The organism is Streptomyces sp. T39, assembly GCF_008042045.1.
In the GTDB taxonomy this organism is placed as follows: Bacteria; Actinomycetota; Actinomycetes; order Streptomycetales; family Streptomycetaceae; genus Streptomyces.
This window is the reverse complement of sequence record NZ_RDBP01000037.1, coordinates 576303-585694: the sequence shown is the minus strand read 5'-3', so window position 1 is coordinate 585694 and position 9392 is coordinate 576303. Positions and strand designations below refer to the sequence as shown.

General features: G+C 74.9%; 8 protein-coding genes and 1 pseudogene. 3 read left to right on the top strand and 6 right to left on the bottom strand.

What is annotated here, in order from left to right; all coding sequences use genetic code 11:
* Nucleotides 1–19: 19 nt before the first annotated feature.
* Nucleotides 20–220: pseudogene (locus EAO77_RS25105) on the top strand (helix-turn-helix transcriptional regulator); the annotation flags it as partial.
* Nucleotides 221–699: 479 nt separating this feature from the next.
* Here the strand turns inward: EAO77_RS25105 and EAO77_RS25100 are convergent.
* On the bottom strand, nt 700–1986 hold the full coding sequence (locus EAO77_RS25100; protein ID WP_147990542.1) for a glycosyltransferase family 4 protein: 1287 nt from the start codon (nt 1984–1986) through the stop codon (nt 700–702).
* Nucleotides 1987–2385: 399 nt separating this feature from the next.
* Between EAO77_RS25100 and EAO77_RS25095 the strand changes: the two genes are divergently transcribed.
* Together EAO77_RS25095 and EAO77_RS25090 are read left to right on the top strand one after the other, a co-directional pair.
* The gene (locus EAO77_RS25095; RefSeq protein ID WP_147990541.1) at nt 2386–3165 is read left to right on the top strand and encodes a hypothetical protein; all 780 of its coding nucleotides are present in this window, start codon (nt 2386–2388) and stop codon (nt 3163–3165) included.
* Between the two features lie 605 nt (nt 3166–3770).
* Complete coding sequence (locus EAO77_RS25090) at nt 3771–4127, top strand: hypothetical protein (RefSeq protein ID WP_147990540.1); 357 nt, start codon at nt 3771–3773, stop codon at nt 4125–4127.
* An 84-nt stretch (nt 4128–4211) separates the two neighbouring features.
* Here the strand turns inward: EAO77_RS25090 and der are convergent, their stop codons facing one another.
* The 5 genes from der to EAO77_RS25065 all read right to left on the bottom strand — a co-directional run.
* Nucleotides 4212–5660 (bottom strand): ribosome biogenesis GTPase Der, encoded by a 1449-nt coding sequence (der, locus tag EAO77_RS25085; RefSeq protein ID WP_147990539.1) that lies wholly within the window; start codon nt 5658–5660, stop codon nt 4212–4214.
* A 59-nt stretch (nt 5661–5719) separates the two neighbouring features.
* The gene (locus tag EAO77_RS25080) at nt 5720–6364 is read right to left on the bottom strand and encodes a lysophospholipid acyltransferase family protein (protein WP_147990538.1); all 645 of its coding nucleotides are present in this window, start codon (nt 6362–6364) and stop codon (nt 5720–5722) included.
* Entirely contained in the window at nt 6361–7059 is a 699-nt protein-coding gene (gene cmk / locus EAO77_RS25075) for a (d)CMP kinase (RefSeq protein WP_187283397.1), read from the bottom strand. Before cmk ends, EAO77_RS25080 begins: the two co-directional genes overlap by 4 nt.
* Before the next feature lie 146 nt (nt 7060–7205).
* Nucleotides 7206–8291: a prephenate dehydrogenase gene (locus EAO77_RS25070; RefSeq protein ID WP_147990536.1), complete on the bottom strand. Its 1086-nt coding sequence runs from the start codon at nt 8289–8291 to the stop codon at nt 7206–7208.
* Between the two features lie 230 nt (nt 8292–8521).
* On the bottom strand, nt 8522–9392 hold an 871-nt coding region (locus EAO77_RS25065), incomplete at its 5' end, for a GDSL-type esterase/lipase family protein (protein ID WP_147991018.1).

Sequence of the window (9392 nt, the reverse complement as noted above, 5' to 3'; positions counted from 1 at the left end):
GGGTGGCAGACTCGGCGCCATGTTGGAGACCTCGGCACGTCTGCTGCGCCTGCTGTCCCTGCTGCAGGCCCACCGCGAATGGTCGGGCGCCGACCTCGCCGACCGGCTGGGTGTCACGCCGCGCACGGTGCGGCGGGACGTCGACCGGCTGCGCGATCTCGGCTACCCGGTCGACGCCAGCCCCGGCACGGGCGGCGGCTACCGGCTCGGCGCGGGCGCCGTCGCCGAGCGGCGTGCCGTGCAGCCGTCCGGTCACGGACAGCGAGCCGGCGGTCTCCGACACGGCCACGGACCCCGCCTCGGCGTGCGCCGTGCGCAGCCAGCAGCGGAGCACCAGCCGGCCGCCCGCCCCCGGATACGGCACCCGGACGGTCAGCGGCCCCGGTCCCGGTGTCCGGTCGACGACGGCCCGCAGGTCCCGGACGCCGGGCTCCACCGCGCTGCCGGTGTCGGTGGTCACGGTCCAGCGGCCCTCCGCCGTCGCGGCCGCCGCCGCCAGCTCCGCGCGCAGGGCTCCGTCGCCGCCCGCGCCGGTGAGAGGCAGCCGCAGCTCGTCGGCGGGGCCGCTGCCGCCGCGGCGCCGCAGGACGAGCGCTCGGGTGTCCCCCGCCGCCCCGCGCACCCGGAAGACGATCCCGCCCGACGCGTCGGCGACGCAGTCGGCCCGCACCGGCCCGGCGGCCGCATCCGTTCGCGTGCTCACGCGCCCGCCCTCCGTCCCCGGAGCGCCCCGGCGGCCCGGTGCCGCAGTGCGTAGACGCCGTCGTACACGGCCCCTCTGCCGCGGTGGAACGTCTCGCGCACCCCGCTCGGGGTCCGCCCGGCAGCGCCCGCTTCGAGGAGCTCGGTGAAAAGGGCCTCGTGGCGCTCGGCGACCCTCGCCGGGTCGAACCGCGCGGAGGCCGCCAGTGCCGCCTTCCCCGTCCGGCGGCGCAGATCGTCGTCCTGGATCAGCTCCAGCAGCGCCCCGGCGACGGCCCCGACGTCGCCCACGGGCACCAGCCGCCCGTCGACGCCGTCCTCGATGATCTCGCCGGGGCCGTGCGGGCAGTCGGTCGAGACCACGGGAAGGCCGCAGCGCATGGCTTCCACGATGGTCATGCCGAACGACTCCAGCGAGGAGGTCACGGCGGCGACCGACCCCTTGACCCACTCCGCCTCCAGCGGGCTGGCCGTCCCCATCAGCAGCACGTGGTTGTGCAGCCGGTGCTCCTCCACGAGCCGGCGCAGGGCGTTCTTCTCGTTCCCGGTCGCGTCGGCTCCGCCGTAGATGCGCAGCCGCCAGTCCGGCCTGACCTCGACCACCCGCGCGAACGCCTCGATGAGCACGTCGTACCGCTTGACCCGGGTGAGCCGACCGGCGGCGACCACGCACTTCGCCGAGCCGTCGGCCGGTTCCACCCACGGCTCGGGCACGCTGTTGGGCACCGCCCGGATGCGCACCCCGGGCAGGCGGAAGGACGTCCGGTAGGCCCGGGCGTCGGCCTCGGTGACGGTGGTGACCGCGTCGAGCGCCGCGTAGCGGTAGCCGATCTCCCGGCGCAGCCGGAGGCTGTGGCCGCCGACGGTCAGATGCTCCTGGCCGACGCGGACGACGCCGCGCGGCGCCTGCCGCGCGATGTGCACGTTGAGGCCCGGGCGGGTGCCGACGACGACGTCGGCCCGCAGCGAGGCGAGGTGGTCCGCGATCCGCTCGTCGGTCAGCCGGCTGTACTGCCGGTGGCGCCCGTCGCCCCGCGGGAAGACGCCGGCGGGCTGCGCCGCCAGCGGGTCGTCGCCGTCGAAGCCGGGGCTGTCCTTCCGCAGGTCGACGAGATGACGGAGCGTCACGCCGCCGGGCGCCCCCATGCCCGGCCGTTCCCGGTGCCGGAAGACGGAGACGATCTCGACCTCGTGCCGGCGGGCGAGTTCCTCGGCCAGATTGAACGTCGAACGGATCGTCCCCCCGAATCCGTACGCATTGTGCAGCAGAAATGACACACGCATGAGTCGCCGTATCCCCCTGATCGGCCATGCTCCCCCGTGGTCGCGAGGGAGGTCCCGCAAGGACTGTACTGCCCGGTCAGGGCCGGCACGGGATCCGGGGCGCGACGCGGCGGGTGCGCGTCGCGCCGGGCCCCCGGCCGACGCGGGCGCCGCGGACCCGGCGCGGCCGGTCCGGACCCCGTCGTGCGACGGCCCGTCAACTGCGCCGAGGGACGGCCCTGTTCCGCGGCGAGGCGGCACAACGCCCGCGCCCCGGGAAGCCCTGCCTCCGCCCCGCCCGTGACCTGGAGCCTCGTAACGGGTGGCGCGCCGCGCGTGACTCCGGCCGCACATCACCCGTTGACCCTTCATGAGCCCGGGACCGGCCCGGCGCACAAGATCAAGTCCGAGGAGCCACCCGTGCCGCGCATGCTCGACGTCAGCGAGGACGTACGCGCCGAGATCGGCGACGAAGAAGCCGACCGGCTGCTCGCCGGCCACAACGCACCGGGCAGCTACGACTGCACCTCGTGCCGCACCCCGGGCGACTCCGAGCAGGAGCGCACCAGCACGGTGCTGTTCGTCGGCGAGGAGACCGCGGTCCTCGCGTTCGCCCACGCGACCTGCATCCCCTCGCAGGTCGTCCAGGTCGCCGAGGACCAGCTGCAGGGCGCCGTCCGGTCCATCACCGGCGAGGAGCCCGCGGTCGCCGGCGCCGCTCCGCAGCAGGCCGTGCTCGGTGTGACCAGCGGTCTCATCCTGATCAACGGCGAACTGCACCCGGCGCTCGTCGTCGAGCCCACCGCGCCCATCGCCCGCCCCGGCACCACGGGCAGCGGGGGCGACGACTTCCTGCCGCTGCTGACCGAGCAGGGCTTCCAGCCGGTGTCGGACGTCAACCTGGTGCCCCACCAGCTGCCCGGCTGGTCCGTCCTGGTGGCGATGGGCCAGCTGCACGCCGTGCTCCAGCCCGGCACGCACGGCGGCAGCCCGGTCGCCTGGTGGCAGGCGCACCAGCCGCTCCAGGTCACGGACGGCTGGCGGACGGCGGCGAACAGGTCGCACACCGTGCTGGTGTTCGCCGCTCCGGTGGGCTCCATCGGCCAGCAGCCCCGCGAGGACCTGCTCCGCGACGCCCTGGAGAAGGCCGCCGCCAACGGCCGTCTGGTGGCCGCCGCCATGCCCCTGGCCGGCACCTGACGGACGCCTCGGGGCCGCGGTGCGGGCCCGCACCGGGCCCGGTCCGTCTCTGTCTCCGACGGCCGGCGAGCCCCCGCCGGGAGGCCGGCCCCGCGCGCCCCTTCGTGCGCCGATGCCCCGCCCCGCCGGTCCGCCGGGCGGGGCRTCGGCGCACGAAGGGGCGCCCGCTGCTGCCGGGTCGTGTGCCGGGCCCGGTGCCCTCGCGCACGAGGAGCGCCCCGTGCGGCGCCTGGCCCGGCGCCCGCGCGCAGCCGAGCCGAGGGCCCCAGGGGGCCCGGCCGCCGCGCACCGGGCCCCCGGCGCGACCGGCGAGCACCGGGTGCAGTTCGCCGTTGATCAGGATGAGACCGCTGGTCACACCGAGCACGGCCTGCTGCGGAGCGGCGCCGGCGACCGCGGGCTCCTCGCCGGTGATGGACCGGACGGCGCCCTGCAGCTGGTCGGTCCCGGCCGCCACATGGAGAAGCTCGTCCCGGCGATCGAGACCGCGCTGGAGGGCTGGGAGACCCGGGTCCCCACCGCGCGACACCCCCTCCGGGCAGCCCCGGAAAAATGCGCAGCGTCGCAGACCGCATCCGCGGGGACGGCCGGGTCGTTGCAGGTACGTGCACACATACGACCCATCCCGCCAGCCCTACCAGAGCCAGATCCCCTCGGCGCGCACAGCGCGTGACGGTTCGTCGGGCGAATCGCCCACGCCGATCTACGACGCGCTGTACTCCGAGTTCCGCCGGGCGTTCCGGACGCTTCCGGGCGACCGGAGCGGCGAGGAGGATCTCGGCTTCCGGGCCTTCGGGTCGACCGGGCTGCACAGCAGCCGCGGCGGATTCGGCACGTACTCGGGGCACTTCAGCCCCGTCGTGCACCCGGGCAACAACTGGCAGCCCTACCACCAGGTGGTGCGGCCGCCGGGCGGACACGAGCCCGCGGCGCTGCCCCCGGGTCCGCGCCGGGGCGCCTGAACCCCCGGACATGACGATGCCCCGGACCGCCGGCGGTGAGCCGCGGTCCGGGGCATCGTCATGTCCGCACGGGGCGGAGCCGGATCACTTCTTGCGGCCGCGCTTCTCCCGCACGCGCACCGAGATGTGGATCGGCGTCCCCTCGAAGCCGAACTCCTCGCGCAGCCTGCGCTCCACGAAGCGGCGGTAGCCGTGCTCCAGGAAGCCGGAGGCGAAGAGGACGAAGCGGGGCGGCTTGGTGCCGGCCTGCGTGCCGAAGAGGATGCGCGGCTGCTTTCCGCCGCGGATCGGGTGCGGGTGCGCGGCGACGATCTCGCCGAGGAAGGCGTTCAGACGGCCGGTGGGGACCCGGGTCTCCCAGCCCTCCAGCGCGGTCTCGATCGCCGGGACGAGCTTCTCCATGTGGCGGCCGGTGAGCGCGGAGACGTTCACCCGGGGCGCCCAGGCGACCTGCTGCATCTCGGTCTCGATCTCGCGCTCGAGGTAGTAGCGGCGCTCCTCGTCGAGGTCGTCCCACTTGTTGTAGGCGACGACGATCGCGCGGCCGGCCTCGACGGCCATCGTGATGATGCGCTGGTCCTGGACGCTGATGGTGTCCGTCGCGTCGATCAGGATGACGGCGACCTCGGCCTTCTCGACGGCGGCGGCCGTGCGGAGCGAGGCGTAGTAGTCGGCGCCCTGCTGGAGGTGGACGCGCTTGCGGATACCCGCGGTGTCGACGAACTTCCAGGTCACGCCGCCGAGTTCGATGAGCTCGTCGACCGGGTCGCGGGTGGTGCCCGCGAGCTCGTTGACGACGACGCGCTCCTCGCGGGCGACCTTGTTGAGCAGCGAGGACTTGCCGACGTTGGGGCGGCCGATCAGGGCGATGCGCCGCGGCCCGCCGACGGCGGTGCCGAAGGTCTGGGCGGGGGCGTCGGGCAGGACCTCCAGGACGGCGTCGAGCATGTCGCCGGTGCCGCGGCCGTGCAGCGAGGAGACGGGGTGCGGCTCGCCGAGTCCGAGGGACCACAGGGCGGTGGCGTCCGCCTCGCCGCTGGGGCCGTCGACCTTGTTGGCGCACAGGACGACGGGCTTGCCGGCGCGGCGCAGCAGCTTGACGACGGCCTCGTCGGTGTCGGTGGCGCCGACGGTCGAGTCCACCACGAAGACGACCGCGTCGGCCGCCTCGATGGCGTACTCGGCCTGGGCGGCGACGGAGGCGTCGATGCCGAGGACGTCCTGCTCCCAGCCGCCGGTGTCGACGACCTTGAAGCGGCGGCCGGCCCACTCCGCCTCGTAGGTGACGCGGTCGCGGGTGACACCGGGCTTGTCCTCGACGACCGCCTCGCGGCGGCCGATGATGCGGTTCACCAGGGTCGACTTGCCGACATTCGGGCGGCCGACGACCGCGAGCACGGGAAGCGGGCCGTGCCCGGCCTCCTCGATCGCACCCTCGACGTCCTCGACGTCGAAGCCCTCTTCCGCGGCGAGCTCCATGAACTCCGCGTACTCGGTGTCACCGAGCGCTCCGTGGTCGTGCTGGTCGTTCATGAAGTCCGTTCCTCGTTCGTCACTGGGCCGCGTCCGGCGGCCCATTACTCAAGTCTGTCCTAGCGCCCGGTCAGGCGCTTCGCGTCCTTCAGGTGGGCGGTCAGCCGCTCCTGGACGCGGACGGTCGCCTCGTCGAGCGCCTTGCGCGTCCGCCGGCCGCTGCCGTCGCCGGCCTGGAACGCCTCGCCGAAGACCAGGTCGACCCGGCTGCGCAGCGGGGGCAGCTGCTGTATCAACCGTCCGCGGCGCTCCGTGCTTCCCAGCACGGCGACCGGGACGATCGGCGCGCCGCTGCGCACGGCGAAGTACGCGAGGCCGGCGCGCAGCGAGGCGAAATCGCCCTGGCCGCGGGTGCCCTCGGGGAAGATGCCGAGGACGCCGCCGTTCTCCAGCACACCGAGCGCGTTGCCGATCGCGGTGCGGTCGGCGGTCGTCCGGTCCACCGGGACCTGTCCGATGCCGGTCAGGAAGGCGCCGAGCGGGCCGACGAACGCCTCCTTCTTGATCAGGAAGTGCACGGGCCGGGGCGCGGTGCCCATGAGCATCGGGCCGTCGATGTTGTGCGCGTGGTTCACGGCCATGATGACCGGGCCGGAGGCGGGCACGTGCCAGGCGCCCAGCACCCGGGGCTTCCAGAGCCCGTACATGAGTCCGATGCCGATGCCCCGGCCGACGGCCGCGCCCTTCAGGGAGGGAACGGTCACGTGGCGACCTGCTTCGGCGTGCTCCGGCGCTCCTCGACCAGGGTCACGACACACTCGACGACCTGCTGGAGGGTGAGATCCGTGGTGTCGACCTCGACGGCGTCGTCCGCCTTGGCGAGCGGGGACGTCTTGCGGCTGGAGTCGGCGGCGTCGCGGCGGATCAGCGCCTCGCGGGTGGCGGCGACGTCGGAGCCCTTGATCTCGCCGCTGCGGCGCGCGGCGCGCGCCTCGGGCGAGGCCGTCAGGAAGATCTTCAGGTCGGCGTCGGGCAGCACGGTGGTGCCGATGTCGCGGCCCTCGACGACGATCCCCTTCTCGGCGGCCGCGGCGATGGACCGCTGGAGCTCGGTGATCACGGTGCGCACCTCGGGCACGGCGCTGACGGCGCTGACCTTGGAGGTGACCTCCTGGGTGCGGATCGGACCGGATGCGTCGAGGCCGTCGACGGTGATCGCCGGGGCGGCGGGGTCGGTGCCCGACTCGATGACCGGCTTGCCCGCGACGGCGGCGATCGCGGTCGCGTCGGAGACGTCGACCCCGTTGGTGATCATCCACCAGGTGATCGCACGGTACTGCGCGCCGGTGTCGAGGTAGCTGAGCCCCAGGGCGGAGGCGACGGCCTTGGAGGTGCTCGACTTGCCCGTGCCGGAGGGGCCGTCGATGGCGACGATCACGGATTCCACGGTGTCGGACACCTTTCAGATCTGGGGTGGCGGGCCGGCGGGACTGCCGATGCGCCCGGCACAAGGTTACCGAGTGCCGGGCACCCCTCTTGCACGCGGACTCCGCCGCCGGCCGGGGCGGGCCCGCGGCCGGAGTCCCGTGCACGGTCTCCCGCGGTCTACTGCCGCAGTGCCCAGCCCCGCTCGCGCAGCGAGGCGCTCAGGACCGGGGCGGCGGACGGCTCGACCATGAGCTGCACCACGCCGGCCTGCTGGCCCGTCGCGTGCTCGATGCGCACGTCCTCGATGTTCACGCCGACCCGGCCCGCGTCCGCGAAGATGCGGGCGAGCTCGCCGGGCTGGTCGCTGATGAGGACGGCGACGGTCTCGTACGACGCGGGGGCCGCGCCGTGCTTGCCGGGGACCCGTGCCCGGCCCGCGTTGCCGCGGCGCAGCACGTCCTCGATGCCCGCGGCGCCCACCGAGCGCTCGGAGGCGTCGGCGGCCTGGAGGGAGCGCAGGGCACGGACGGTCTCGTCCAGGTCCGCGGCGACGCCGGCGAGCACGTCGGCGACCGGGCCGGGGTTGGCCGACAGGATGTCCACCCACATCCGGGGGTCGGAGGCGGCGATCCGGGTGACGTCGCGGATGCCCTGGCCGCACAGCCGCACGGCGGTCTCGTCGGCCTCCCGCAGGCGCGCGGCGACCATGGAGGAGATCAGCTGCGGGGTGTGCGAGACCAGGGCGACGGCCCGGTCGTGGGCGTCCGCGTCCATCACGACGGGAACGGCCCGGCACAGCGCGACCAGTTCCAGGGCGAGGTTGAGCACCTCGGTGTCGGTGTCCCGGGTGGGCGTGAGGACCCAGGGACGGCCCTCGAAGAGGTCGGCGCTTCCCGCGAGGGGGCCCGAGCGCTCCTTGCCCGACATGGGGTGGCTGCCGATGTAAGCGGACAGGTCGACGCCCGCCGCCTCCAGCTCCCGGCGCGGTCCGCCCTTGACGCTGGCGACGTCCAGGTAACCGCGCGCGGCGCCCGCCTTCATCGTCTCGGCGAGCGTGGTGGCCACGTGGGCGGGCGGCACCGCGACGACGGCGAGGTCCACCCGGCCCTCGGGCGGCTCGTCGGTGCCCGCCCCGAGCGCCGCCGCGGTGCGCGCCTGCGCCGCGTCGTGGTCGACGAGGTGCACGGTGACCCCGCGGCCCGCGAGGGCGAGCGCGGCGGAGGTGCCGATCAGTCCGGTTCCGATGACGAGCGCGGTTCTCACGGAGTGTGTCCTAGCGACGGGGGCCGGGCCGCGGGGCGGCGKCCGGYGCGGGGTGTGGCCTGCTGTCGCCCAGCGTAGTCAGCGAAGCCCCGCRCCGGMCGCCGCCCCCGCTCCGGCAACCCGGCCCGTCCGGCGCTCGAGGACGCCCCGCGCAGCGGGGTGCCGCAGCCACCCGCCCGAGCGGGACGGGCGACTCCGGCCGCCCTCCCACGAGAGCCGACCGCCCGAGGTCACCCCCGGCCCCCCGCCGCGAAAGGCCCGCCGTCGGCGAAGGCCGCCGCGGCGAAGCGTTCGCCGATGAGGCGGTGGGTGGCCGCGTCGGGGTGGAGGTTGTCCGGCAGCGGCAGCTCGTCGTGGTCGGTCTGCCCGTACAGCTCGCGGCCGTCGAGGTGGTGCAGCTGCGGGTCGTCGGCGGCGCGCTGCCGGACGATGCGGGCCAGTTCCTCGCGGATGACGCCGAGGGTCAGCTTGCCCGCGGCGCGCTCCGCCGGGTCCCCCGTGGCCACGAAGCGCACCACGCCGGCCGACAGGGCGTCCAGGTCAGGAGCGCCGGGTCCGGGGGTGTCCTCGTGGATGGGGCACAGGATCGGGGAGACCACGAGGAGGGGGGTGGTGGGGTGCCCGTCGCGGATCGTGTCGAGGAAGCCGTGCACCGCGGGCCCGAAGGCCCGCAGCCGCATGAGGTCGAGGTTGACCAGGTTGATCCCGATCTTGACGCTGATCAGGTCGGCCGGGGTGTCCCGCATGGCCCGTGCGGTGAACGGGTCGAGCAGGGCGCTGCCGCCGAGTCCCAGGTTGACCAGCTCGACCCCGCCGAGCGACGCCGCGAGCGCCGGCCAGGTGGAGGTGGGGCCGGCCGCCTCGGAGCCGTGGCTGATGGAGCTGCCGTGGTGCAGCCAGACCCGTCCCCGGTCGGCCACGCCCTCCACGGGGGCGTCGGTGCGCAGGGCGACGAGTTCGGTGGTCTCGTTGTGCGGCAGCCAGATCTCCACGGTCTTCTCGCGGTCCGGCAGGCCGGTGAAGCGGACCGTTCCGGGGTCACCGGCGCGGTACTCGGTCGCCCAGGTCTCCATGTCGATGGTGAGCGTGTTGCCGGCGGCG